Raw genomic sequence first — 23,892 nt, forward strand, 5'->3', positions numbered from 1 at the left:
CATATATTTGTTAGACTAAGTTTGATTTTTTTCTTATTAAGAATGAAAAAGTTACTCTTCATATTAGCCGTTTCCACTTTCGTTTTTGCATCATGTAAAAAGGAAGTCATAACTCCTGTTTCAGTTGAAGAAAACAGTGATGAAGCGACAGAAATGACTACGCGCAGCCTTCAGGGAAGTGGATCTACAAATACCGGTGGAGATCTTTTTGGGGGAACAGGTATTACAGACCCCAACAATGATACCGATGAAGATAAACGTAAACGCGAGGGAAAGTAATAAAGTTACTATCTAACATATTTTAAAGATGTCTTTTCAGGCATCTTTTTTTGTTTCGAATCATAAGAGTCCTGCTACCAATCAATAATACTACCTTTCTATTTACTAAATAAAATATACAGGTCAGAGTTTATTTTTACCAAATCTCATTCTTTTTCCTACCTTGTTTGCTGAATTGTAAGTTACAACTATGGCAGCAACTCCTTCTACATCATTATATGAACTGATTAAAAGCCTGACAAAATCCGAGAAGAGATATTTCAAGGTGTTTTCTTCCAAACATACAATCGGAGAAGAGAATAATTATATCACTCTATTCGATTATTTAGATAATCAAAACGGTTATGATGAGACCAAATTATTTGAGGACTTTAAGGGACAGGCCTTTCTCAATAAATTCTCAATCACCAAAAAAAGACTTCAGGAAAACATTCTGCGATCTCTTGATTCATACCATTCCAACTCATCCATTGATGCCCAATTATACCGGATGATGCATTACGCCGAAATTCTGTATGATAAATCTCTTTATAAGCAATGCAAAAAATATTTACAAAGTGCTGAGAAACTAGCTGAAAAGCACGCAAAATACCATATTCTTCTTGAAGTTAATCAAAAAATGAAGCGCTTGCTTGAAAACACAGGATATGCCGGTTCGGATCAGGCGTTTTTGGATGCCATGCAAACAAAAGACAACGAATTAAGCGAAGTCATCCGGGGATATAATAATCTATGGCATATCAAAAGTTCGCTGATGATGCATCTGAATAGAAATGGTGTTGCCCGGAATCAGGAAGAAAGGAAAATATATGACGAACTTATACACCCCCTCTCCCACTGCCAATATGCCGTAGCATTTGACTCTATTTTTCTTGTTAATCAGATTCAGGCCGCTTATTATTTCGGCACATTGGATTTTCAGAAATCAGAACAATATATAGCTGCAAATATTACACTATACAAAGAGAACGCTGAACGGCTTAAGGAAGAAGTAAACGTATACTTCAGTCTGATCTCAAACGGAATTTATCTGAATCATCATTTGGGAGATTATTCACGGGTTGATGAGTTACTTAACGAACTTAAAACTATTTCAAAAGAATCGGGAAAGAACTTATCAGAAGACTTAAACATAAAATTGTTCAGTAGTATCAATAGTACGCGTCTGATGCTTTATAATGAACGTGGAGAGTTTACTGAAGCCATACAAACTGTTCCCCTGATTGAGGAAGCTTACCGCCTGTACGGATCAAAAATTGCTCCGGCAAGAAGAGCTTATCTCAACTACAATATTGCCGTTGCTTATTTTGGAGAAGGAGCGTATACTCAGTCTCTTAAATGGATTAATACCATTTTAAATGATAAAGACCTTGATGAGAAACTGGATATTTATTGTTTCTCACAGCTTCTGAATCTGATTCTCCACTTCGAACTTGACAATCGGGAACTCCTGCCCTATGCTATCAAAAATACTCAACGTTATCTGAAGTCGAGAAACCGGGTCTATAAATTTGAAGAAATCTTTCTCAAGTATCTGAACAAGCTCTCCCGAACGATCTCTCCGCTAGATCAAATGGATTTGCTCGAAAATGTTATTACTGAAATACAACCATTAACCGAGGATCCTTTTGAACGATCCGTATTTGATTCTTTTAAGTTTCTGCTTTGGGCAAAATCCAAATTATCGAAACGTCCTTTTGCCGAACTTGTACATACCGCTTACTCAGAGCGATCGAAATGATTCCAGCCCTGAGCCTGAATAGGGATTAATGCTCCTCCCCGATCTATCACATAAATTCCGGCATTTTCTTCCACCATGTGACCAATAACAGTCATATGCGGACTTCCTTTTACCTTGTCAAAATCAGACTGACTAATCGTGAAAAGCAATTCATAATCCTCTCCTCCGTTCAAAGCACATGTGCTCGGATCCAGATCGAAATCTCTCGCTGTAGAATATGTTGTCGGATCAATAGGTAATTTCTCATCATAGACATGACATCCCAGTTTACTGGCTCTGCACAAATGTAGAATCTCAGATGCCAATCCGTCAGAAACATCAATCATCGAAGTAGGTCGCACACCCAATTCATCCAGAAATCCAATCACATCCCTCCTTGCTTCCGGTTTAAGCTGTCGTTCCAGTATATAATCATAGCCCTCCAGATCAGGCTGTGCTGATGGATTCGCTTTATATACTTCTTTCTCACGTTCCAAAACCTGCAACCCGACAAATGCACCTCCCAGATCTCCGGTAACAACCAGCAGGTCATTTTCCTTCGCTCCCGAACGATAAACAACATCTTTCTGATTCACTCTTCCAATGGCCGTAATACTAATTACCAATCCGGAAAGAGAAGAAGTTGTATCGCCTCCCACCAGATCCACACCATACACATCACATGCCTTCTTTATTCCTTCGTACAGTTCGTCAATTGCCTCAGCCGGAAATCTGCTAGAAACACCAATGGAAACCGTAATTTGTTCCGGCTTACCATTCATCGCATAAATATCCGACAGATTCACAACAACTGACTTATACCCTAAATGCTTTAACGGAGCATACATGAGATTAAAATGGATTCCTTCAACCAACATATCCGTGGAGATCAACATGTGCTCCTCTTCATTGATCCGAATCACAGCAGCATCATCTCCTACTCCCTTTACTGTCGTACCATTGTGGTGCGTAAAGGAACCTGTAATACGGTCAATCAATCCAAACTCTCCGATTGCATCAAGTGGCGTTCTTTTTTCTGTACTCATACTACAAAATTAGGAAAATTATAAGGGAACAATTTCACCTGCAAACAGTTTTAGTCGATTTTGTCAGTACACGTAACGAGCAGGGCAAGAAAAAACCGCTATCTTTGAGTTCTGAAAATTTGAACAATGGAATTTTGGATTAAAGCTGGACAACTCGTTTTGTCACTCTCTATACTTATTGTACTTCACGAATTAGGACATTTTATTCCTGCACGCTGGTTCAAAACACGTGTCGAGAAATTCTATCTCTTCTTTGATCCGGGATTCTCACTTTTCAAAAAGAAAATTGGTGAAACCGAATGGGGAATCGGGTGGCTTCCCTTAGGAGGTTATGTGAAAATAGCCGGTATGATTGATGAATCAATGGATACCAAACAGCTTGAAAAACCGGCCCAACCCTGGGAGTTCCGTTCAAAACCGGCCTGGCAAAGACTGATCATTATGATCGGTGGAGTAACCGTGAATCTTATTCTCGGGTTTCTCATTTATATGATGGTTCTTTGGGTATGGGGTCGTGAGTACGTCACGATGGATGCAGCACCCTACGGAGTACATGTGCAGCAGGAATTAAAACAATATGGTTTTCAGGATGGAGATATTATCCTTTCGGCAGAAGGAAAACCGGTTGAAGATTTGCGCGAACTAAACGTTGGAATCTTACTGAGAGGATACCGTGAAATAGAAGTACAACATAGCAGCGGGGATAAAGAGACCATTACACTTCCTGAAGATATTGACTACACGCTTTTCCAAAAGGATGCTTTTCCGGCTTTCTCTATCAGAAGTCATTTCAGTGTAGATAGTGTTCTTCCGGTAACTCCTGCTTCTAATGCGGGAATGATGCAGGGAGATAGTATCATTTCCATAAACGGAGAACCCGTAGTTTTCTTTCAGGATTTTACAAACCAACTCAGAGAGCTAAAAGGAGAAAAGGTTGATTTGGTTGTTTGGAGAAACAATACAGCTGTCACATTAACTCCCGAAATAGACACACTAGGAAAACTAGGTTTTTCTGCCTTGCAACACATCGAAACAACTCAAATTGATTACACCTTCGGACAGGCGCTGGCAAGTGGTTTTTCGTATGGCTACTGGACACTCCACGATTATGTTGCTCAGTTAAAATTCATTTTCACCAAAAAAGGGGCTTCCAGTCTGGGAGGATTTGGTGCAATCGGAAATATGTTTTCACCCACCTGGAACTGGCAGTCTTTCTGGTTAAACACAGCTTTTATTTCTATCGTCCTTGCGTTCATGAACATTCTACCCATCCCCGCATTAGATGGGGGACATGTAATGTTCTTACTGTACGAAATGATTACCGGAAGGGAACCCAACAAAAAAGTTCTTGAATATGCGCAAATGATCGGAATAATCCTCTTACTTGGATTACTGCTCTATGCGAACGGGAATGATATTTTCAGGTTCTTCTTTAAATAAGACCTTGTAAGACTATCTCTTCTTCGAAAAAAAGTCCAGCAATAAGGCTTTACAGTCATCCGCAAGTATTCCCGCTACAATTTCTGTTTTGGGATGATAAAGAGATGGCTGAACCCTTCCTGCACCTCTTTTTTCGTCAGAAGCACCATAGACAACTCTTGAGATCTGTGACCAGTATAATGCCCCTCCACACATTACGCAAGGCTCCAGAGTTACATAAAGCGTACAATCCGTGAGATATTTCCCTCCTATATAATCTGCCGCCGCAGTAATTGCCTGCATTTCTGCATGTGCAGTTACATCATTAAGCTTCTCTGTATAATTATGCGCCCGGGCAATAATCCGGTTATTAGCCACTATAACTGCCCCAACAGGTATTTCATCTTCTGAAAATGCTTTTTGCGCTTCCAAAAGAGCCTGCTTCATAAAATATGTGTCATCAAACGGTTCAAGCATAGTGCAAATATGTCAAATTTCTTTGCGGCATTGGGAATTTCACGTTAAAATCCAACTATCTTCTCATTTACAAACCCTTAATTTATTTTCAGTAAAATAAATCTCTACATTCGTTCGTATTTAAATCAGAACCCTAAAAACGAAACTATGAAAAACTGGAAATCTCTGGCGGTAATCCCGCTTATTATGATCTCGGCCTGCAAAAAAGAAGAAACTGACCCACCCGGAACAGATACATCTGGCCCCAGGCTGGTATTTAAATTCAAATTTGACCCGGATCAGGAACGCTTAAACAACTTTGGACAACCCTCTTCGATTCCCGCAGAACATGGTGCTCAGACTCCGGATTTCAATGGAATGTCTGCTCATTATATTGAACTTGCTCCATCCGGATACACGCCATTAGGAGAAGGTGAAGTAGTTTTCTATGGAGCCGAAACGAATGTAGGAGGAGAAAAAGCGGTGGACTTTTCGAAAGCAATTATTAAAGGCGACGGTGAAGTCTTCTACTCGATTCCTTTAAGCCAGGTTGCTACAGGGAATTATCAATGGGCTCGTGTATCTCTTGCTTACCAGAACTTTGATATTAATTTCCGTTGGGACAATGTTGATTATACAGGAACACTTGCTTCTTTTGTTGCCTATAGAAGTTACATCAATACCTACAAAATAAAAACAGCCTCACGTTCTGTAAATGCGAACAAAGATCAGGGGTATTGGGGGTTTGAAGCTACCTATCCCGTTGTGGGAGCCGTAACAATTGACGGACAGGCCCAGGGCACCACCGTTCCTAATCCCCTATTTGACACTTCGCCCATCCCGGCAGGAAGTTGTGTGGTGACAGGGCAATTTGAAAATGGATTGACAATAACCGGAAACGAAACGGAAGATATTGTTGTAACGCTTTCCTTTAGCATTAACAATAGTTTTGAATGGTATGATGTCGATCAGGATAATATCTACGAAACACAGGCAGGAGATTATCCTGTTGATATGGGAATACGTGGTTTGATTCCCATCGTTGAACCCTAGAAAGAAAAAGTAACTCCATAAAAAAAGCAACCGTCATGGTTGCTTTTTATTTATTCTTGTATCACTTCAGGCTCTTCATTTTTGTCCTCTTTCTTTTTCTTTCCCGAGGAAGGAAAATAAGTCCGTTGGCGAATCAGTATCATAATCACTCCACAGGTTATCGCTGCGTCCGCTACGTTCCAGATCGCACCGAAAACATCTTCTCCACCAAGCCACGGAACCCACTCAGGCCAACGGGCATTGAACTGAAACATATCCACAACATTGGCAAACAGAAATCCCTGCTTACGCATCACATACTCACCCTCACTATTCAACACCCAGTTAAAAGGTGAAGACGGATCAAATTCAAAGACATAGTCATAAACAGCACTATCTATCAGATTACCCGTTGCTCCAGCAAGCACCAGAGATATCGCTACAATATACTCTGTTCGAACAGAACGGTTTCTTAGCTGTTTAATCAGGTAATAGATCAAACCTGAAATAGCAAGTAAACGGAAAATACTCAATGCCAGTTTTGCCCACGAACCTGAACCCAGCGTTGTACCGAAAGCCATACCCTGGTTCTCAATATACATCAGACGAAACCAATCGCCAAAAACATTCACTGTCTCGTGAAGCTCAAACGTCGTTTTAATCCAAACCTTAACTACCTGATCAACGATCAGAATTCCGAGGATTAAAACTACTGCTATTATGGCCTTTTTATTCAAACTTCCGGTTTATTATCCCTGTGCGTTTTTTGCTTCGATACTCAATGTAGCATGAGGAACCAGACGCAAACGTTCTTTTCGGATCAATTTTCCAGTCTGACGACAAATCCCATACGTTTTGTTTTCAATCCGTACCAGCGCATTCTGAAGGTTCTGAATGAACTTTTCCTGACGGGCAGCCAATTGTGCCATTTCTTCCCTTGAAAGCGTCTCTGAACCGTCTTCCATCATGTTGAAGCTACGACCCGTATCATCTGTTCCGTGATCATCGCTATGCGACAACGATCCCTTTAACAATTCCAGATCCACTTTCGCTTCTTCAAGCTTATCCATGATTATTTGTCTGAACTCCTCAAGTTCAGCATCCGAATATCTTGTCTTCTCTTTATTCTCTTTTGCCATAACCAACCCGATTAACTTCTTATAATAGGTAATTTTGAAAAAGAACAAATATAATAGAATTTCGTTTCAAACGAAGTTAAACTTTGAATGCACCGCATAATAGTTATTCACATATCTTTGCAAAGATGGAAAACAGAACAATTGTTGATGCACTTCAATGGAGATATGCCTGCAAGAAGTTTGATCCCGGAAAGATAATTCCCGAAGACACTTTTCAGCGCATACTTCAGGCGCTTAATCTGACACCAACTTCTATGGGGATGCAACTTATGAAGTTTCTGGTAGTCCAAAATACAGAAGTCCGGAAAGCACTTGTTCCGCATGCTTATAACCAACATCAAATAACGGATTGTTCTCACTTACTCGTGCTTTGCCGCGAAAGTCATGTAACTCAGGATTTCATTGACGAATACGTCAATCGTTCCGCCAGGATACGCAATCAGGATGTTAACTCCTCTAAAATCAAAGGATTCAAAAAGATGTTAGAATCTGCAAACCTGATGAGTGAAAATGATCGCGTAAAATGGATGAGTAGTCAGGTGTATATTGCCCTGGGTGTCTTATTGACGGCCTGTGCCGTTGAACAAGTGGACGCATGCCCTATGGAAGGTTTCGTACCTCAGGAATTTGATCGCATTCTCAAATTACGGGAAAAGGGACTTAAAAGTATTGTTGTTGTTCCTCTTGGTTATCGTCACGAAGAAGATCCTTATCAGCATCTGCCCAAAGTGCGTAGAGAACTTGACACAATTGTAGAATACATCTGATATGCAATTACCATCGGTATTTAAGCTTTCTGATCGTCCTGAACCCGGAATTATTGAGTTACTTAAGGCAACCCGCCTGGGAACAAAAGGCGCTACTTACAGACACCTCGATACGGAAAAACGAATCAACGAGCTTGTTACTCCTCTTTTTTTGTACATACAACGCAGAGAAAAGGTTCTTGGAAATATTACATTCTGCAGGAGGAGTCTTCCGACATCCGTAAATGTGTTTTATATCCGTTACTTTGCATTTGACAGGAAATGGAGTGCCTCCGAAGAACAGGAAAAAGAGCAAAAAAACTCACTCTTCAAAAAAGGGCTTGACCAGTTCTTCCAGGCAGCGTTCGAAGGACAATTTACACCTACTCCTGATTTGTTTTATGCCTATATCGAGCCGAACAATACTCGCTCGCTGTGGATGGCTAAGAATTTCAATTTTCAAACACATACACAAATTGTCACCTGGTCTATGAGCAGGAACTTTCCCAGACATCATAAACAAGTAAGGTTATTAACAACCGGTGAAAAAGAGCAGTATCACCAACTACTGACCGAACAATATCGTGAATACGCACTCTTCTTTCCGCACCATACATTGAAAGACAATCCAATAATAGGTTACTTTGAAGGGACCTCTCTCATAGCTGCATGCAAAATACATGAAGTAAACTGGCAGATCATACGTCTCCCCGGGAAAAATGGCAAACTCCTTACCCAGGTACTCCCTTTTATTCCTTTTGTCAATAGAATTATTCGTCCCTCTCACCACAGATTTCTTGCAGCAGAAGGTCTGGTATCTCTCAAAAAAGACCCAACAATTATAGCATCACTTCTACAGAGTGCACTGGCCATTACAAAAACGAACTTACTATTGACCTGGTATGACGAAAAGGATATTTTTGCTCAGTCTCTTTATCCTCACATCAAAAGGGGGCTTGCGAACTATCTCCTTCCCAAACAAAACGTCGCTCTGGTAACAAAAGAACGAGAGCCCGGTAACCTTTCTACAAACACCCCCTGTTATGTTTCTGCTTTCGATCTTATTTAGAAGTATTTAAGCTCTCAAACCGGCTATCTTTTTCATTCTCCTATTTTTTTCTGCAAAATTGGTATTCAGCAAAATACTTTCTATATTGTTGCAAAATTCACTACAAATGGCTACAGTATTCGAAACAAGACTTATTGGAAATATTGGGAAAGATGCAGCCGTCCGTCACATGGATCGCGGCGTAGTAGCAATCAATTTTCCTGTCGCACACAACAAGAACTGGAGAGACAAACGCACCGGTGAAGCAAAAACCAAAACTACGTGGGTAAATTGTACGATTTGGAAGAAAGAAGGAGCCAATATGCGGATTCTTGATTTTCTCAAGAAAGGAACGCTTGTCGAATTGGTCGGAACACCTTTTGCAAAAGCCTATCTTCAGGATGATGAATCCATTAAAACGGAAATTCGCCTCAATGTGTCCAAGACTAATATACTCCGGCCTGCAAAAACAGATGATAACGACGGTTATGATTACGACGACAGTGATGATGACGACTACGGAGATTACAACGATTCAGAAGATGATTTTTCTTTTGATAGCATCTAATTGATTTACAGAAGCATCCTAAATATTTTTTTATTTTTTTGTCAGAAATTATTTTTTTGACTGATTTTTTCTCTATATTTGCACTCGCTAATGAAAATTAGCAGTGTTGAAATCAACACTCCTCCTTAGCTCAGTTGGTTAGAGCATCTGACTGTTAATCAGAGGGTCCTTGGTTCGAGCCCAAGAGGGGGAGCCTAAAAAAAGCGAGTGTGAAAGCATTCGCTTTTTTCGTTTTACCTAACAATGGAACACTTTGTTTACATACTACAATCACATAAACTTAATCGATTCTATATCGGAGAGACGGTTAATCTGGAAAACAGACTTCAACAACATTACGATAAAACCTATGGAAAGAATAAATATACTGCCAAGGCAGATGACTGGGCGGTCTACTTTTCCATAACATGTTCTTCAAAAAATCAGGCAAAAGCTATTGAACGACACATCAAGAAAATGAAAAGCAAAGTTTATATTCAAAACCTAAAAAATAACCCCAGTCTGATAACAGAGTTATTAGCGAAATATTAAAAATCTACTGTTAATCAGAGCCCCGATAATCGGGGTTGGTTCGAGCCCAAGAGGGGGAGCCTAAAAAAAGCGAGTGTGAAAGCATTCGCTTTTTTCGTTTTACCTAACAATGGAACACTTTGTTTACATACTACAATCACATAAACTTAATCGATTCTATATCGGAGAGACGGTTAATCTGGAAAACAGACTTCAACAACATTACGATAAAACCTATGGAAAGAATAAATATACTGCCAAGGCAGATGACTGGGCGGTCTACTTTTCCATAACATGTTCTTCAAAAAATCAGGCAAAAGCTATTGAACGACACATCAAGAAAATGAAAAGCAAAGTTCATATTCAAAACCTAAAAAATAACCCCAGTCTGATAACAGAGTTATTAGCGAAATACTAAAAATCTACTGTTAATCAGAGCCCCGATAATCGGGGTTGGTTCGAGCCCAAAAGGGGGAGCTTAAAAAAAGCGAGTGTGAAAGCATTCGCTTTTTTCATTTTACCTAGTAAAAACAACCATACTACCAGCCCCATAGATTTCCGGTTTTTCTCCCCTCAACACTTATTTTCCTTACCTTTGTAGAAAACGGATTTGTTATGAAAAAAGTCGTTTGGATCTTCGCTGTAATTTTTGTCGTAGCCCTTGGAATTGCTTACAAAATGAACCTCGATCAGGCAAAAAAGCAAGAACACGTTCTAAAAGTTTACAACCCAATTGATATCATTGAAAAAAGTCTTGTCGACAGTACCCTTTTACGAAAAGGATATGGTCATACCATCGGTGATTTTTCTTTTACCAATCAGTATGGAGAGACCATTACCCAAGCAGATATCAAAGAGAAAATATTTGTAGCTGATTATTTTTTCACTACCTGCGGCTCTATCTGCCCTAAAATGACAGCACAAATGACTCGTGTACAGGGTGCTTTTCTCAATAATCCTGATGTTATGATTCTCAGCCACACGGTATGGCCTGAAGTAGATACAGTGGAACAGATGTTGCGTTACGCTAAGGAAAAAGGTGTTCGTAAAGGAAAATGGCATCTACTGACCGGAGACAAAGAACACTTATATGAATTAGCCAGAAAGTCTTACTTTGTCTTAAAACCAACTGAGGCTGAGGATGTAGGTGACGGAGAAAGTGATTTTATTCACACCAACAACTTTGTTCTTGTTGACAAAAAACGTCGTATCCGCGGATATTACGACGGAACATCTTCTGAAGAAGTAGATCATCTCATCCGGGATATTAAAATTCTATTGGACGAATAACTTCTCAGTATGTTTTCCGATAAAACCAAACGATACAAACTAAGTGATTCCCGACAATCTTTTCTTGCATCATTTGCACAGGATGGAGAATTAGTCATTCGTTTGGGATTCGGGGAGGTTTTGTTTGTACGAGCCGGTTCTTCCGTTTATGCTTTTCGTAATAAATGTCCGCATCAAAATAAGCCCCTTAATGGATGTACTATCCGGGAAGGATCTGTTATCTGCCCCTGGCATAAGTATCAATTCAATCTGGAAAATGGAAGAGGTCATGGGTTGTATCTTGAAACCTACCCTCTGCTTGAAACAGAAGAAGGTTTTTTCCTGGAACGCACATATTTTAGCTGGTTCGGGGAATAAAAAAATCCCGAAGTAAAATACCCGGGATTTTTATACAAATATTTACTATTACTTAAACGTATAACGCGCTGTCAGACCAACCCTGGCATAATCCGGGTAGACACTCCATGGAACAATTGGCAGACGGGGTCCTAAATCAAACGCCAGATTCAATGGAATATTCGGGAACGTGTATTCCAAACCTCCGAAGATACTTACCCCGGTTGAAAAATAGCCATGCTTGTATCCTGAAACCGGATGATATGTCCCTCTGTTATAGAAAAAACCAACATCAGCAGCAGCTCCCAGATACCATCTCATTCCTGATGGTTTCGGAATATCGAAATGATACATTCCTGCAAAATCAATCGCAGCAGATCTCCACCCTGCCCCGGCATTCAACTCTATTGCCCACGCAGCCCCCAAATTATGCTTTAAAGTAAAGTTGACATTATTAGGAAATCCTAACCTTACTCCGATTGCCGTTTTATAAGGCTGTGCGTAAGAAACAAACGAAAAAGCTAATGCAATAACAACTGTTAAACTCAAATTTCTAATTTTCATACTTTTACTTTTTTATCTAACAAAAATCTGAGTAGTTTGGTTCGGAAGCCTGCTTCAAAAATAACAAATTTAAAGCCGGGATGCAACTACAACGACTTTTCTTGCTGAGATATTCTGTGCTGTTCCCGTTGGAGAATATACCTCAAATACGACAATATATCTTCCTGTAGGACACTTCTGTTCATCTTCATTCAACCCATCCCATTTTAGTTCTCCCCGCTGATCAAAATAATGATTGTTTACCAGTGTTCTCACTTTTCGTCCATTCTCATCATACATATGAATAGAACCGACCATCCCCGGTTCGGGTAAGTCATAGACCAGCATTACAAAATCTTCAAACCCGTCATTATCGGGCGAAAAAACTTTAGGTTCTACGGAGAAACCCCCATCTGCATTCGCTTCAAAATTTTGTGAATTTTTTAGTCCCGGTGTTCCAAAACCGATCGTTTCTGATGCCGTCTGCCAGTTCGAAGCATCATTTGATTTCCCTGAACTGCTTATTCGTTCCAACGATTTCCCTTTTTTATCATCCAGTAACCTGAAATGCCAGTCTTCCAGATAATCCACCCGGTCAATAATTCCGCCGGAGTCATCCAGAAGGAGTGCACTTCCTTCACCATTCGAATAGGCGGGTAAATCACAATATATGAATGTTCCAAAACCATGTGCCGGGTATGCCTGCTTAACTTGTAAAGAGTCCTTTGTGAGAACGAGATACTGACCGGGCGAAAAAAGAAAGGGGACCTCAGAAATCAGTTTAAATCCGGAAATTGTATCCGTATAGTTTGCCATCTGCCAGTATTTCAAGTCAAAGGTTTTATCTGATACGTTCAACAACTCAATATAATCAGACCCTCCCGTCAATGGATTAAAAAGAATCTCATTAATCACCACGTCTCCCTCAAACGGAAGAGAAGGAAGTACAAATACAGTCGAAAGATCCGTGATATTACCAGAACAATCTTCAACAGCCATAAGCTCCAATGAGTAAATTACACTAGGCACCAACGGTTCTGAAAGATAGATGTCCATCACGTAAGAATACCGTTGCTCCACCTTAATTGAATCCAATGCTACTAAAGGAGCAATAGTTAGCCCCAAATTTACTAAATCGACTGAGTCCATCAATTCTGTAAATGTAATCCGGACCTTGTTCTCTGATTCTGCAAATGCACTTTCAATGGCGGGAGGTGTACTGTCCGGAGTCGTTGTATATACAGAATTCTGTTCACCGGGGGTTCCACCCGAAACACTTGCCGAAGCTGTCCAGTTAGTGCTGCCTGAACAAGGTAACAAAGGGTTAATCAACTCAAGCGAATATCCGCCATCACTCTTTTCCGAATCCTGATAGGTGGCTAAAGAATAAATCATATTATCAATCAATATAGTCTCCGTTGCATCCCAAAGAAAAATTTCATCGGCACTATTTTTTAACCCGGGAAATGACGTAGCATTAATTATCGGTTTACCGGGAAATGAATCTAATGCTCCTGTTGGAGTAACAAGCAGGTAGCTATGTGGTAAAAGCAAAACAGATTGAATCGTCCCACAGGAATTATCATTACAAATTTTCCATCCTGTCAGATCGAATGTCTTGGCAGTTGTATTCAATAATTCAACATATTCTGTTACAGGTTGCCCGACTGAAGGTGACTCATCCGCCATTACTTCATTAATCCGGACATCTCCCCACGACGGTTCGTTGGCTATGTAAAAGAAAAACTCTTCGGCAAACGGTGTGATAACATTCCCGGCAGGATCTGCGATCCCGGAGACAACTAATTCATGCATTGCTCCATCAATAAAATCAGTAGCAAAAGTGAGGTGAATCAGAGCGTTATTTACGGGATCCAACTCAACTGAAATCGGAGAGCCTACTGCATTATTAACTGTATAACCCGCATTACTTTCTACCGAAATTTCATCTAATGCTTCATTAAAGAGCAAATCGATCGTATTCTGAGAAGTTACTGTAAGTGAAACAAACTCCGGAGCTATCAGATCCGTGTATGGTTGGCCCGTCACAATAAAGTCATCAAAGTAAAAATGTTCTGAGCGAGTTGCGGTATAATCACAATAGACGCCAAAGAAAGAAGAGTAGAGATGAGCATCATCAAATACACTTCCTTCTGATAAGAACACTCCTGTCAATGAAGTGTCGCGGAACAGTTCCCAGTTACCCGCAATGTCTCTTGTTACCCGAATTCGTACATTTACCGGACTAGTATTAACTGAGCCCGCTACTCCCTGAATAATCCTTGTTCGGGTATTTCCTGTCTGCCTGTATAATGAAATTTCATCCGTAGTCCCTCCTATATACACAAAGTAACCATTCAGATCATTCCTCAAATCGTCTGAATCGGACACCAGAAAAATTTGTGTGTAATTGGAAGATGACGGATTGAAATCCATTCTCACAAAGAATTCCCACTCAGCATTTTCAATAGCTGGACATGCAATAGCCAAATAAGCATCACTGGTTTCAGAAGGTGCTGATAGTTGCAATTCCCCTGATCCATTTACGATAAATTTCGCATCATCTCCCGCCCAAAGATTACCGGTTGTAAAATCTCCGTCTGTGAAGTCATCTGCAAATTGTCCATAAAAACGGGGAATAAGTAAAAGGAAAATAACAACGTGTAGATATTTTAACATAGCCTCGGTTTAATACTGAAATATACTATTTTTGTAGGAATTAAAAAATTTGATCTCGTTATGAAAGTTGCAGTAGTTGGCGCGACGGGTATGGTTGGAAATGTGATGCTTAGAGTATTGGAAGAACGAAATTTCCCCGTAACTGAATTAATTCCTGTTGCATCAGAGAAGTCTGTTGGAAAAACAGTTTCTTTTAAAAACAAAGAATATCCGGTTGTTACCCTTCAAACTGCTGTAGACTGTAAACCTGATTATGCTATTTTCTCAGCGGGTGGAGCAACCTCTCTGGAATGGGCACCAAAGTTTGCCGAAAACGGAACGGTTGTAATTGACAACAGCTCTGCCTGGCGAATGGACCCAGAAAAGAAATTAATTGTACCTGAGGTCAACGGAGATTTACTTTCCGATCAGGATAAAATCATTGCCAACCCAAATTGTTCTACGATTCAGCTTGTAATGGTTCTTGCACCGCTTCACAAACGATATGGTATTAAACGCGTTGTTGTATCTACCTATCAATCGGTTACCGGAACAGGGGTAAAAGCAATGCGCCAGTTGGAAAATGAACGCAACGAAGAACAGGGAGAAATGGCTTATCCTTATCAAATTGACAAGAACTGTATTCCACACTGTGATGTTTTTGAAGAGAATGGTTACACAAAAGAGGAAATGAAACTCACACGTGAAACCCGAAAAATTCTTGATCCTGCTATAAGCGTTACAGCAACAGCCGTACGAGTTCCTGTAGTTGGCGGACATTCAGAAGCCGTAAATATTGAGTTTGAAGACAAGGATATCAGCATCACTGAAATCCGGAAAATTCTTTCTGAAACTCCCGGAATTACTCTGAAAGACAATACAGATACATTAACGTATCCTATGCCGGCATACGCTCAGGACAAGGATGATGTTTTTGTCGGGCGAATCCGACTGGACGAATCTCAACCGGGTACAGTCAATCTCTGGATTGTGGCGGATAACCTTCGAAAGGGAGCGGCTACAAACGCAGTGCAGATTGCTGAAACATTGCTCCGTAAATAATTGTTTTTCTACTTCTTTTTTCGTAGTATAGTGAAAAGGGAAAATTATGAAAAGAAAAGCAACAGCTGTTTGGAACGGCACGGTTAAAGAAGGAAAAGGGCACCTTACAACACAAAGTAAAGTACTTAGTAAAACTTCCTATTCTTTTAACAGTCGTTTTGCCGAAGGAACGGGAACAAATCCGGAAGAATTACTTGCCGCAGCGCATGCAGGATGTTTCACAATGAAACTCAGTCTGGATCTAACAGAAGCAGGATATACTCCGGACGAGTTGGAAACAGAATCCGTTATAACTTTAGAAGAAGGAAGGATTCAACTATCCGCGCTACATCTAAAAGCCAAAGTACCCGGAATTGGTGAAAAAGAATTTCAGGAAATTGCAAAAGGAGCAAAGGAAAACTGTCCGGTCAGCGGAGCGTTCAGTTTCGATATTACGTTAACTGCCGAACTTCTCTGATAAAGTTTATACTTTTTATATTTTCACTCCGAACAAATATCCGACAAGGGCAGTAAGCCCCATGGCTACTGTTCCCCAAAAGGTAATGCGTACGATAGCTTTTCCGACTCCTGACCCTCCGGTTTTGGCAGCCATTGCGCCCAAAATTATCAGGAAGAAAATAGCAAATCCATACAGAAAATATTCCATTCCTTTTATCGGTAGAAAAAGAGTAACCAGTAATGGCATGATACCTCCTGCAGTGAACGCCGCTCCGGAAGCTATTGCCGCCTGAATGGGATTAGCCTGACTGATATCATTAATTCCTAATTCATCACGGACATGCGCCCCAAGTGCGTCATGTTCGGTAAGTTCCCTTGCTACCTGAAGTGCAGTCTCCTTTTTTAATCCACGACTCTCATAGATTTCTGCCAAACGCTGCATCTCCAGTTCAGGCATTTCTTTAAGCTCTTCCTTCTCGCGTTGAATATCTGCTTTTTCAATGTCTGTTTGAGAACTAACGGAAACATACTCACCTGCTGCCATGGACAACGCTCCGGCGACCAATCCGGCAAGTGTTGCAAGAACAACCGGTTCACGCAAATCACTGGCTGCCGCAACGCCGATTGCCAAACTTGCTGTTGATATTATACCATCATTTGCTCCCAGTACCGCAGCTCTCAACCAGTTACTTCGGTTAATGTAATGATTGTCCAGATAAGTATCCAGACCGTTTTCCGTATTATTCATAATCAGCCTCTTTCTATTCTATGCAGATAATTTGTTCGTATGTCATGAATTTACTGCTTTTTTAAATGAATACATCTTTACTTCATAGAAGCTTAACTTTATTTTACGCAAATGTGTAAAACATGTTGATTTTATTTCCCGAATTGCTACATATACTTGCGTAGTATGATACACAGAGGGGAAACAGTGGAAAAAGCGGTTCGCGAAAGTGGTTATTCAATAACCAAGTTGGCGAAGCGTATGGGTAAGAGCAGAAGGCATATTTACAATGTGTTTGAGAATCCGCAGGTTCCAATTGAAACTGTACTTGAAATTGGAAGAATAATCCATTATGATTTCTCAGAGATTTTACCACAAGGAGGTTTCTATATTTCCCCTGACAGCCACAACATATCCTCTGATAACAAAGGGGCTTACGGTCCGAACGAACAATCTGTAGAGTACTGGAAGAACAAATACCTTATTCTTCTTGAAAAATATAACGCTGTTTTAGAAAAAATGGGAGAAGAACGGTAAATCGTTACTTATTTCCTGTCCAATGGTACAAATACGTTGTCTTGCTTCCTGCAGAAAGCATAGTTGACTGTACTTCATTTGTTTCTATTTTTCGGAATATAGAATCCTTAGTACTACGTATTTCCAAAATATACTTCTCAGCAGGATCATCTAAAAGACTTTCGCGATCAAAAGTCCCTATCTCCACTTTGTCTCCAGAGTTTAGTCTATATACTTTCCAAATACCTTCAGGATCCATTTTCTGCTGAACTCTGATTATTAGTGTATCTTCACTTCCGTTTTCCCACCATACATGCATCAATTGCTTTTCTCCTAAATCATTTGACTTAATTGCATCTAACGCAGGTCTTTTGGGAAAAGCAAATCCTCCGATCGTATCGATTACCGCAGTAGAGTCGGGTTGAGAAGGAGTTATCCGATTTCCATTTCGATCCAATAAAATCATGTCTTTTACATGCCTTCCCTCGGAGTTATACTCATTCTCAATACGCTCTACACCACCATTATCATAAAAAGTCAACCGGATCATTGCATACCCTCCGGCATACCTTCTGCTTCCTGAGAAGACAAGGTTTCCCTCCTTACTAAACACTTCTACCTTCTCTTCTCTTGCAGAAGATCCGTATTGCCTGTATAATTCCGTTGTTGTTTCCCGCACAGCTAACTCTCCGGAATCATAAAACCGTTCCTGTATCGTCTGCGAAAAAACAGATTGACAACATACCAGCAATACGACCATCCAATACTTCATATCACACTAAAGGTACAAAATTTGTGCTCGCTAAAAAGTAAAGACAAAGGACGGTTTCACAATAAAATAATACGTCCCGGGCTTAGTAATATCGGTTAACCGCCAGGTAAAGTCCATCCGGGCAAATTTAAAGATGTTCTCAAACCCAAAACCTACTTCGTAATACTGATGATTTGATAAGGTCGACATTCCATGCGGAAAAAGGTATTTTCCTTCATTATTACTGTTTGATAAAGATCCCAGGTATCCTTTGGCAAATACAAAACTTCTCCATTTCAATTTTTTAATCAATGGTATCCGGTTCATGATCATCCCCTCAAAATGGTGTTGTACATTAAATTCTACATATTGATCTGTGGCATACTCCATAAACTGCATCAGGTTAAAAGCTCTGTCGTCATTGAGAATCAATTGATTTCCGTACGGGATATCCAAAAAGGGAAACGGAACATTCCCGAATGTTTTCCCTCCGGCAATCAGATAGTGAAAATAACCTGCTTTACCCGCCCGAACCTTCTGTTGTAATTGCAATCGTATCTTCTGAAAGTCGAACTGCGATCCTAATGTCTTTTTATCAGCAAAGCGAAAGTCAACTGTAACTTCTGGAAATCGTAAGAACGGAATTTGCATCACTCTTCGTTCAGTGAATACTGCTTTTACCTCATCCTCCAGGTAACGAAACTTGAATGTAAGGCTCAGCCCCGATGCCCGGTAATTAGCTACCGTGTCCAACCCCGAATCAGTAAGTCTGATATACTGATTGTCCAATGTCGGAGTATATGTTTGATGAAAATAACCTAATCGTGTCACAAAACCCGTTGCCCAGTTTTTTTCCACATACGCAGAAAAATCATTTACATACTGTCTGCTGCTACCCTGACCCACCTGCATAATTGAGGAAAATAAATGATCTATACGAATCTGATTCTCACTTCTTCCAAGCTGTTGAATATCGTATGAATAATCTGCCCCAATATGCATCCGCTTTCCCTGATTTTTCCCAAAAGAAACCCGAAAATCTCCCCCATACTTCCATTTGGCGTCACGGAGACCATACGCAGTGTATGCAGACGCAAAAAAATGATCCGAAAGATCTTCGTGTGTTCGCAAACCGAATTTAAACCTGCCGTATTCTACCTGATTATAGTTGTAAAACGTATAAAAATCACCTATTTCCAATACATTCTTTAGGGGAATATATCCTGAAAAAACAGAAACAATCAGATTCTTTCTGAACTGGTATTTCGGATCTTTCTCCAATGTTTCCATCATACCGAAAAGGTTATCCTCCTGTTCTGTCATCTCGCCTTTCCGTAAGGCTTCCCACTGCTCTTCCGTGAGAGACTCTGCATCATCTGTGTACTCAACCTCTTCCAACCCCGAAAAAACTGTCTTTGAAACAATGGTATCTACAGCATACTTGTGATAAACAGATGTTTTTCTACCAAAGAATCCGGTCAGGTCTGCCTGATTTTCCAATACAGTGAAATCGGCAAGCACAGAAGCTGTGTCCGGCAGCCAGTATTTAGCATCCACAGGAGAGTATGTCTGTCTCACCATATAACTCCTGACGAAATTGACATTTGCCTGAATATCAAATCGCAAATTGATTTCACGAATTGCTGCATCTGCAGAGTCTATCCACATACTTCCCATAAACGTTAAGTCCAGATAATTTTTTGGTTTAAAAGCAACCTGATATGCTTTTCTTTCCGAAAACTTTGTACTGTCAATCAGATAGTACTCGTAATGGGATTTATACTGATCATTAATCGGACTGATAAACCCTTTATCCAGCACGACAATTGTGTTTTCATAAATATTAGGTGTTACTTGTAAGTCTTCCGCAAACTCCAAAATCCGGGGTCCCTTGAGTCCGGTCATGTTCACCCCCTGTACCACACTTTTTTTTGCGGCAGGTTCAGAACGCACATAATGTAACAACGCTTTTTCAACCAACAATACGGGAAGAAAACGCACCCCTTCGTCAGTCGTTTCTACATTGTCCCAGATAAAATCGAATGGACGAAAAAGAAAATTCTTTTTGATTCTGTCAGAAAAATGATTCAGGTCAAACCTTATCTTACTGTATTCTTTGTATGTGTATGTCGGAAAAAAATCAGGGTTGTTGTACTGTTTATTCGCAATTACTCTGTCCAGAACTTTCCAGGCAGGATTCTGTCCCGGACCTACGACAACCTCCCCCAGACTGAGTGTCTTGGATTGTAATTCAATTATAATTTCCTGTTCTCTTCCCCGGTCAAATGCTACTTTTTTATGGTGATATCCCATATACGTGACGATAAGGGAGTCCTCCTGAATTACAGACAACGGAAAGGAAAATGTAAAAGAGCCATCAATTTTTGTCGTTGCACCTACCCCGGCATTGACCAACACGACCTGAGCAAAACCCAGAGGGTCTTTTGTATCCGAATCAATAACTTTCCCCGAAACAGTTGTCTCTTGTCCGAAGACAAGAACAATGTTCAGCGTCATTATCAGTATGATCCAAATTCCTATTTTCATTTTCGGGTCTGAGGAGTAAAAAACAAATAACTAAATGTAAGGGTTTTCATAACATGTATGCTTCAGGGGTTTCATTATCCTACCCATTCATTATTCATAAAACGATAGAAAAGGATAACCTGAAACACAATATTCAAAAGAATCAGGACAAAAAAAGCAGGTTCTCTCAACCATTTCTTATCCGATTTAACCAAAAGTATAAGCCAGAGGTAAAAACTTAAGAACAGGAATTTTGCCAATACCTGTATATGCACATAGGAAGCAAAAAAGAACCAAAACAGGAAAATGACTACAAAAGCCATCCAAAGCTGTTTCATTCGTATCTCAACAGTGGAATTGAGCCAGAAATGCAAAGCAATGAGAATAAAAGGAGTAGCAAATATAAAACGATTCAAACTGAAAAGACTTCCTCCTCTAAACAGTAATACCGACAGCGTAATTCCTCCCAGGTAAGCAAGCGAAAAGACCAACTCTCTGGGCAACTTAACTTTTCCTACCTTACCTACTTTCAATAAATTGGCAAGCAAAACAAGTCCGGCAATCCCCCCGATTAAGAAGGCAGCACCATCTAAACGGACAATAAACCCTCCTGCCCAGGATGTCAATGGAAACTCAGGTAGGCGCAACGCATTACCCCAACCACTTTGTACACTGAAAAACGTAAACCATTCACCCGTGTCCATAAATTGAAAGAGTCCGACCAGTATAATACCCAGGGCAGTTGATAACAGGTACATTCCTATACGCTGTAGGCTCCCTTTTCGGTCGCCGGACAACATTTCGACAAGTAACAGAGCCGGGATAAAAATAGTGAAAGCCGGACGCGAGATGGTAGCGAACAATAATCCGATATACACCCATTTCATTTTGTTTTTTCTCAATCCGATCAAAATGAATGTTGAGCAGAGAAAGAACAAAGCTTCTGAATACGGTAAGAAAAAAAAGATGCACCCGGGTATAGAGAGATATACGATCACCTCTTTCCATGAACTTCCCAATTGCCGGATCAAAAAATAAAAAGAAACAAGAAACACACACCCATTCAATACCGAAATACCTATTGCTCCTACTGGAATCAGTTTCCAGATAAATGGGAAAAGAGGAAAAAAGGCAACTCTGAAACCTTCGTATCCTTTGTTTCGAATCCAATGATAATGTTCTGCATCCCAATTGAGAAATGAACTTTCAGAGAACAGATCTATCCATCCGCTAAAATGCATACCCAGAAGAATGACTACGCAAAGCGATACGTAAATAATTGCGGCTGACAGTCGTTTATCCATTCGGTTATTCTCTATCAGGGAATTTGAAAGTTCACGGTAACATGTATAGCTGCACTCCCTGAAGGAGCTAATTGTAACGGCACATCAAATGTTGAATTCATATAATCTCCCGAAGAGAAAGTCTGATCTCCATTCTCGTCGTAGATCACGTTTACAAAATAATTTCCGGGATGCATATAGTTGAACAAATATCCCGTCTCTGTAGCTGCTCCTACCAAAACATAGCGTGAACGATATTTCAAATTTTCCTGTAAAAATGTGAACCCGTTAAATAATGGCTCTGTCGTAATCAAAATCAACACCTTCTTTGCCGGATCAGGATCAGATGGATTACTAATAGAGACTGACACCTGACTTTCTCCTAAATACGGCTGTTGGGATTCCGGGTACGGATCTGCCGCATTTGAATAAAATATTGCTTCCGTAAGTCCATCAAATGTCGTTGAAAAATCTTTTACCATTGCTTTTTGCGGGTAGTTGAAATGATTGACCGCATCTTCCGTTGCAGTTACGTCTTTTCTCTCCGCCTGCCATTGCATATGTAATACGGGTTGTGGTAATGAATTATACTGATTGGTGTACGTGAACATTTTCAGGCTGTCTCCTACGAAATGGATATCCGTATAAACTCTGTTACCTCCTGAAACAACATCTGCGAAACGGTAAAAACTAAATCCGGCACTCTCGTATACACTATCCGCTATCATATAAGAATTGCGAACCATCCCGGCAAAACCACCTCCGTTCCGAAAAGCAATTTTATATTCGCAATCCTGTTTCACAACAAAAAAAGACATAAAAATATCGTTAAGCGAATCCAGTTCATTTTTCGAAGAAACCTGAGCTGCGGAAACAGGGCGTAAATCTACAATCCACTCCGGAAAACTGCCTAAGGGAGTCGGAGAATATACAGGCCCCTGCCAAATTCCGGGCAATTTTTCCAGGATACCATATCCCATAACCTCTGTCGTACTTGAAAGTTCTCCACTACAATCAGTAGGAGATATCGTTTCCGGCACATCCGGTTGAATTTTTTTACAGGCTAACAAAAACACTGTAACACACAAAAGGCTGACTATTTTTGTCATAGTAGTAGAATATTACTCTCTGAGATACACCGTTGGGTGTGAAAAGTACAAAGACAAATCTATCTTTTCCCATTCTTCTCCACCCGGATGTAAGTGGATACGTGTTACCCCTTCTTTCTCCTCTCTAAATTTATCGGTAATTACATCAAAAGCATTTTCAACATCGTCAAACGAAGGATTATAAATAATCAGCTTGTTATCTGTAAAGTTCAGTAACATCGGCAACCAGTATCCATTTTCAGAAAAACAAAGTATATAGTTATTATCCAATCGGTCAATGTTTTGTTTTCTTAGCGTATTTGCTCCGTTAAAACTAAACAGTTCCGTTGTCTTTCTCAAACCAAAATAGTAGTTTTCTCCTTCGAGAGTACAGGGTAACGAATCATATTCGTTTATTCCGAAAATATGATCATTTCTTACCTCATATTTACTGCTTTCCCTTATCTCTTCCCGCGAAATTGATCCGTAAATATTTGACGAAATATAAATTCCACGTGCTTTTACTGTGATTTTCTGATTGCCACTCGTATCCCTGTAATTACCAAACAACTTGGGAGGAATTGAAAGAATATTGCCGTATTCCGGTGGTACCGGTTGCACAAAATCATAATTCACCACCTGTCCCAAACCGACATAGGAAACACAAATGGTCATCAGAAACAATACAATTTTTTGTAATTTTGGCATTCC

General features: G+C 40.1%; 26 protein-coding genes and 1 tRNA gene. 15 read left to right on the forward strand and 12 right to left on the reverse strand.

The window, feature by feature from the left end:
* Positions 1-42: 42 nt before the first annotated feature.
* Both ABDZ97_RS17150 and ABDZ97_RS17155 read left to right on the forward strand, forming a co-directional pair.
* Positions 43-279, forward strand: coding sequence for a hypothetical protein (locus ABDZ97_RS17150; RefSeq protein ID WP_343790809.1), 237 nt, complete (start codon positions 43-45; stop codon positions 277-279).
* A gap of 190 nt (positions 280-469) precedes the next feature.
* On the forward strand, positions 470-2,020 hold the full coding sequence (locus ABDZ97_RS17155) for a hypothetical protein (RefSeq protein ID WP_343790812.1): 1,551 nt from the start codon (positions 470-472) through the stop codon (positions 2,018-2,020).
* On the opposite strand, the gene thiL is transcribed toward ABDZ97_RS17155, so the two are convergent.
* Complete coding sequence (gene thiL / locus ABDZ97_RS17160; RefSeq protein WP_343790815.1) at positions 1,999-3,045, reverse strand: thiamine-phosphate kinase; 1,047 nt, start codon at positions 3,043-3,045, stop codon at positions 1,999-2,001. The two genes, ABDZ97_RS17155 and thiL, sit on opposite strands and share 22 nt — an antisense overlap.
* Positions 3,046-3,171: 126 nt before the next feature.
* Between thiL and rseP the strand changes: the two genes are divergently transcribed.
* The gene (rseP, locus tag ABDZ97_RS17165) at positions 3,172-4,485 is read left to right on the forward strand and encodes an RIP metalloprotease RseP (protein WP_343790818.1); all 1,314 of its coding nucleotides are present in this window, start codon (positions 3,172-3,174) and stop codon (positions 4,483-4,485) included.
* 12 nt (positions 4,486-4,497) lie between these two features.
* On the opposite strand, the gene ABDZ97_RS17170 is transcribed toward rseP, so the two are convergent.
* Complete coding sequence (locus tag ABDZ97_RS17170; protein WP_343790821.1) at positions 4,498-4,941, reverse strand: nucleoside deaminase; 444 nt, start codon at positions 4,939-4,941, stop codon at positions 4,498-4,500.
* A gap of 147 nt (positions 4,942-5,088) precedes the next feature.
* Between ABDZ97_RS17170 and ABDZ97_RS17175 the strand changes: the two genes are divergently transcribed.
* Positions 5,089-5,973, forward strand: coding sequence for a hypothetical protein (locus ABDZ97_RS17175; protein WP_343790824.1), 885 nt, complete (start codon positions 5,089-5,091; stop codon positions 5,971-5,973).
* 50 nt (positions 5,974-6,023) lie between these two features.
* On the opposite strand, the gene ABDZ97_RS17180 is transcribed toward ABDZ97_RS17175, so the two are convergent.
* Both ABDZ97_RS17180 and ABDZ97_RS17185 read right to left on the reverse strand, forming a co-directional pair.
* Positions 6,024-6,689, reverse strand: a complete 666-nt coding sequence (locus ABDZ97_RS17180) for a signal peptidase II (RefSeq protein WP_343790827.1) — start codon at positions 6,687-6,689, stop codon at positions 6,024-6,026.
* A 12-nt stretch (positions 6,690-6,701) separates the two neighbouring features.
* The gene (locus ABDZ97_RS17185; protein WP_343790830.1) at positions 6,702-7,091 is read right to left on the reverse strand and encodes a TraR/DksA family transcriptional regulator; all 390 of its coding nucleotides are present in this window, start codon (positions 7,089-7,091) and stop codon (positions 6,702-6,704) included.
* Positions 7,092-7,216: 125 nt separating this feature from the next.
* Here ABDZ97_RS17185 and ABDZ97_RS17190 point away from each other — a divergent pair, with 125 nt between their 5' ends.
* The 8 genes from ABDZ97_RS17190 to ABDZ97_RS17225 all read left to right on the forward strand — a co-directional run bounded on the left by ABDZ97_RS17190 (position 7,217) and on the right by ABDZ97_RS17225 (position 11,610).
* The gene (locus tag ABDZ97_RS17190) at positions 7,217-7,858 is read left to right on the forward strand and encodes an NAD(P)H-dependent oxidoreductase (protein WP_343790833.1); all 642 of its coding nucleotides are present in this window, start codon (positions 7,217-7,219) and stop codon (positions 7,856-7,858) included.
* A 1-nt stretch (position 7,859) separates the two neighbouring features.
* Positions 7,860-8,906, forward strand: coding sequence for a hypothetical protein (locus ABDZ97_RS17195; protein WP_343790835.1), 1,047 nt, complete (start codon positions 7,860-7,862; stop codon positions 8,904-8,906).
* A 106-nt stretch (positions 8,907-9,012) separates the two neighbouring features.
* Entirely contained in the window at positions 9,013-9,453 is a 441-nt protein-coding gene (locus ABDZ97_RS17200; RefSeq protein WP_343790837.1) for a single-stranded DNA-binding protein, read from the forward strand.
* 119 nt (positions 9,454-9,572) lie between these two features.
* Positions 9,573-9,646 (forward strand) — tRNA-Asn (locus ABDZ97_RS17205).
* 50 nt (positions 9,647-9,696) lie between these two features.
* On the forward strand, positions 9,697-9,984 hold the full coding sequence (locus ABDZ97_RS17210; protein WP_343790840.1) for a GIY-YIG nuclease family protein: 288 nt from the start codon (positions 9,697-9,699) through the stop codon (positions 9,982-9,984).
* 109 nt (positions 9,985-10,093) lie between these two features.
* Positions 10,094-10,381: a GIY-YIG nuclease family protein gene (locus ABDZ97_RS17215; RefSeq protein ID WP_343790843.1), complete on the forward strand. Its 288-nt coding sequence runs from the start codon at positions 10,094-10,096 to the stop codon at positions 10,379-10,381.
* Between the two features lie 197 nt (positions 10,382-10,578).
* Positions 10,579-11,253, forward strand: coding sequence for an SCO family protein (locus tag ABDZ97_RS17220; RefSeq protein ID WP_343790846.1), 675 nt, complete (start codon positions 10,579-10,581; stop codon positions 11,251-11,253).
* Between the two features lie 9 nt (positions 11,254-11,262).
* Complete coding sequence (locus tag ABDZ97_RS17225) at positions 11,263-11,610, forward strand: Rieske (2Fe-2S) protein (RefSeq protein WP_343790848.1); 348 nt, start codon at positions 11,263-11,265, stop codon at positions 11,608-11,610.
* Positions 11,611-11,658: 48 nt separating this feature from the next.
* On the opposite strand, the gene ABDZ97_RS17230 is transcribed toward ABDZ97_RS17225, so the two are convergent.
* Entirely contained in the window at positions 11,659-12,153 is a 495-nt protein-coding gene (locus ABDZ97_RS17230) for a hypothetical protein (RefSeq protein ID WP_343790851.1), read from the reverse strand.
* A 69-nt stretch (positions 12,154-12,222) separates the two neighbouring features.
* Positions 12,223-14,811, reverse strand: coding sequence for a lamin tail domain-containing protein (locus ABDZ97_RS17235; protein WP_343790854.1), 2,589 nt, complete (start codon positions 14,809-14,811; stop codon positions 12,223-12,225).
* Between the two features lie 60 nt (positions 14,812-14,871).
* Here ABDZ97_RS17235 and ABDZ97_RS17240 point away from each other — a divergent pair, with 60 nt between their 5' ends.
* On the forward strand, positions 14,872-15,852 hold the full coding sequence (locus ABDZ97_RS17240) for an aspartate-semialdehyde dehydrogenase (protein ID WP_343790857.1): 981 nt from the start codon (positions 14,872-14,874) through the stop codon (positions 15,850-15,852).
* A gap of 46 nt (positions 15,853-15,898) precedes the next feature.
* Positions 15,899-16,309 carry an OsmC family protein gene (locus tag ABDZ97_RS17245; protein WP_343790860.1) on the forward strand — a complete coding sequence of 137 codons (411 nt, stop codon included), beginning with the start codon at positions 15,899-15,901 and terminating at the stop codon, positions 16,307-16,309.
* Between the two features lie 15 nt (positions 16,310-16,324).
* On the opposite strand, the gene ABDZ97_RS17250 is transcribed toward ABDZ97_RS17245, so the two are convergent.
* Complete coding sequence (locus tag ABDZ97_RS17250; protein ID WP_343790863.1) at positions 16,325-17,038, reverse strand: VIT1/CCC1 transporter family protein; 714 nt, start codon at positions 17,036-17,038, stop codon at positions 16,325-16,327.
* A gap of 165 nt (positions 17,039-17,203) precedes the next feature.
* On the opposite strand from ABDZ97_RS17250, the gene ABDZ97_RS17255 reads away from it, so the two are divergent.
* On the forward strand, positions 17,204-17,554 hold the full coding sequence (locus tag ABDZ97_RS17255) for a helix-turn-helix domain-containing protein (RefSeq protein ID WP_343790866.1): 351 nt from the start codon (positions 17,204-17,206) through the stop codon (positions 17,552-17,554).
* Positions 17,555-17,558: 4 nt separating this feature from the next.
* Here the strand turns inward: ABDZ97_RS17255 and ABDZ97_RS17260 are convergent, their stop codons facing one another.
* The 5 genes from ABDZ97_RS17260 to ABDZ97_RS17280 form a co-directional block, all read right to left on the reverse strand.
* Positions 17,559-18,305, reverse strand: coding sequence for a hypothetical protein (locus tag ABDZ97_RS17260; RefSeq protein ID WP_343790869.1), 747 nt, complete (start codon positions 18,303-18,305; stop codon positions 17,559-17,561).
* Between the two features lie 30 nt (positions 18,306-18,335).
* Complete coding sequence (locus ABDZ97_RS17265) at positions 18,336-20,831, reverse strand: DUF5686 and carboxypeptidase-like regulatory domain-containing protein (RefSeq protein ID WP_343790872.1); 2,496 nt, start codon at positions 20,829-20,831, stop codon at positions 18,336-18,338.
* Between the two features lie 74 nt (positions 20,832-20,905).
* Positions 20,906-22,114, reverse strand: coding sequence for a hypothetical protein (locus ABDZ97_RS17270; RefSeq protein ID WP_343790875.1), 1,209 nt, complete (start codon positions 22,112-22,114; stop codon positions 20,906-20,908).
* A 14-nt stretch (positions 22,115-22,128) separates the two neighbouring features.
* Positions 22,129-23,202: a hypothetical protein gene (locus ABDZ97_RS17275; protein WP_343790878.1), complete on the reverse strand. Its 1,074-nt coding sequence runs from the start codon at positions 23,200-23,202 to the stop codon at positions 22,129-22,131.
* 12 nt (positions 23,203-23,214) lie between these two features.
* On the reverse strand, positions 23,215-23,889 hold the full coding sequence (locus ABDZ97_RS17280) for a hypothetical protein (RefSeq protein ID WP_343790882.1): 675 nt from the start codon (positions 23,887-23,889) through the stop codon (positions 23,215-23,217).
* Positions 23,890-23,892 lie beyond the last annotated feature (3 nt).

The organism is Wandonia haliotis (assembly GCF_039523435.1).
In the GTDB taxonomy this organism is placed as follows: Bacteria; Bacteroidota; Bacteroidia; order Flavobacteriales_D; family Crocinitomicaceae; genus Wandonia; species Wandonia haliotis.

What these genes read in the sequence shown, in the direction of transcription:
- ABDZ97_RS17275 (WP_343790878.1), bottom strand. Translation starts at nt 23,202, where the DNA reads ATGACAAAAATAGTCAGCCTTTTGTGTGTTACAGTGTTTTTGTTAGCC.
- ABDZ97_RS17155 (WP_343790812.1), top strand. Translation starts at nt 470, where the DNA reads ATGGCAGCAACTCCTTCTACATCATTATATGAACTGATTAAAAGCCTG.
- ABDZ97_RS17240 (WP_343790857.1), top strand. Translation starts at nt 14,872, where the DNA reads ATGAAAGTTGCAGTAGTTGGCGCGACGGGTATGGTTGGAAATGTGATG.
- ABDZ97_RS17265 (WP_343790872.1), bottom strand. Translation starts at nt 20,831, where the DNA reads ATGAAAATAGGAATTTGGATCATACTGATAATGACGCTGAACATTGTT.
- ABDZ97_RS17235 (WP_343790854.1), bottom strand. Translation starts at nt 14,811, where the DNA reads ATGTTAAAATATCTACACGTTGTTATTTTCCTTTTACTTATTCCCCGT.
- thiL (WP_343790815.1), bottom strand. Translation starts at nt 3,045, where the DNA reads ATGAGTACAGAAAAAAGAACGCCACTTGATGCAATCGGAGAGTTTGGA.
- ABDZ97_RS17175 (WP_343790824.1), top strand. Translation starts at nt 5,089, where the DNA reads ATGAAAAACTGGAAATCTCTGGCGGTAATCCCGCTTATTATGATCTCG.
- ABDZ97_RS17250 (WP_343790863.1), bottom strand. Translation starts at nt 17,038, where the DNA reads ATGAATAATACGGAAAACGGTCTGGATACTTATCTGGACAATCATTAC.
- ABDZ97_RS17215 (WP_343790843.1), top strand. Translation starts at nt 10,094, where the DNA reads ATGGAACACTTTGTTTACATACTACAATCACATAAACTTAATCGATTC.
- ABDZ97_RS17260 (WP_343790869.1), bottom strand. Translation starts at nt 18,305, where the DNA reads ATGAAGTATTGGATGGTCGTATTGCTGGTATGTTGTCAATCTGTTTTT.
- ABDZ97_RS17210 (WP_343790840.1), top strand. Translation starts at nt 9,697, where the DNA reads ATGGAACACTTTGTTTACATACTACAATCACATAAACTTAATCGATTC.
- ABDZ97_RS17185 (WP_343790830.1), bottom strand. Translation starts at nt 7,091, where the DNA reads ATGGCAAAAGAGAATAAAGAGAAGACAAGATATTCGGATGCTGAACTT.
- ABDZ97_RS17255 (WP_343790866.1), top strand. Translation starts at nt 17,204, where the DNA reads ATGATACACAGAGGGGAAACAGTGGAAAAAGCGGTTCGCGAAAGTGGT.
- ABDZ97_RS17170 (WP_343790821.1), bottom strand. Translation starts at nt 4,941, where the DNA reads ATGCTTGAACCGTTTGATGACACATATTTTATGAAGCAGGCTCTTTTG.
- rseP (WP_343790818.1), top strand. Translation starts at nt 3,172, where the DNA reads ATGGAATTTTGGATTAAAGCTGGACAACTCGTTTTGTCACTCTCTATA.
- ABDZ97_RS17200 (WP_343790837.1), top strand. Translation starts at nt 9,013, where the DNA reads ATGGCTACAGTATTCGAAACAAGACTTATTGGAAATATTGGGAAAGAT.
- ABDZ97_RS17245 (WP_343790860.1), top strand. Translation starts at nt 15,899, where the DNA reads ATGAAAAGAAAAGCAACAGCTGTTTGGAACGGCACGGTTAAAGAAGGA.
- ABDZ97_RS17230 (WP_343790851.1), bottom strand. Translation starts at nt 12,153, where the DNA reads ATGAAAATTAGAAATTTGAGTTTAACAGTTGTTATTGCATTAGCTTTT.
- ABDZ97_RS17225 (WP_343790848.1), top strand. Translation starts at nt 11,263, where the DNA reads ATGTTTTCCGATAAAACCAAACGATACAAACTAAGTGATTCCCGACAA.
- ABDZ97_RS17280 (WP_343790882.1), bottom strand. Translation starts at nt 23,889, where the DNA reads ATGCCAAAATTACAAAAAATTGTATTGTTTCTGATGACCATTTGTGTT.
- ABDZ97_RS17220 (WP_343790846.1), top strand. Translation starts at nt 10,579, where the DNA reads ATGAAAAAAGTCGTTTGGATCTTCGCTGTAATTTTTGTCGTAGCCCTT.
- ABDZ97_RS17150 (WP_343790809.1), top strand. Translation starts at nt 43, where the DNA reads ATGAAAAAGTTACTCTTCATATTAGCCGTTTCCACTTTCGTTTTTGCA.
- ABDZ97_RS17270 (WP_343790875.1), bottom strand. Translation starts at nt 22,114, where the DNA reads ATGGATAAACGACTGTCAGCCGCAATTATTTACGTATCGCTTTGCGTA.
- ABDZ97_RS17190 (WP_343790833.1), top strand. Translation starts at nt 7,217, where the DNA reads ATGGAAAACAGAACAATTGTTGATGCACTTCAATGGAGATATGCCTGC.
- ABDZ97_RS17195 (WP_343790835.1), top strand. Translation starts at nt 7,860, where the DNA reads ATGCAATTACCATCGGTATTTAAGCTTTCTGATCGTCCTGAACCCGGA.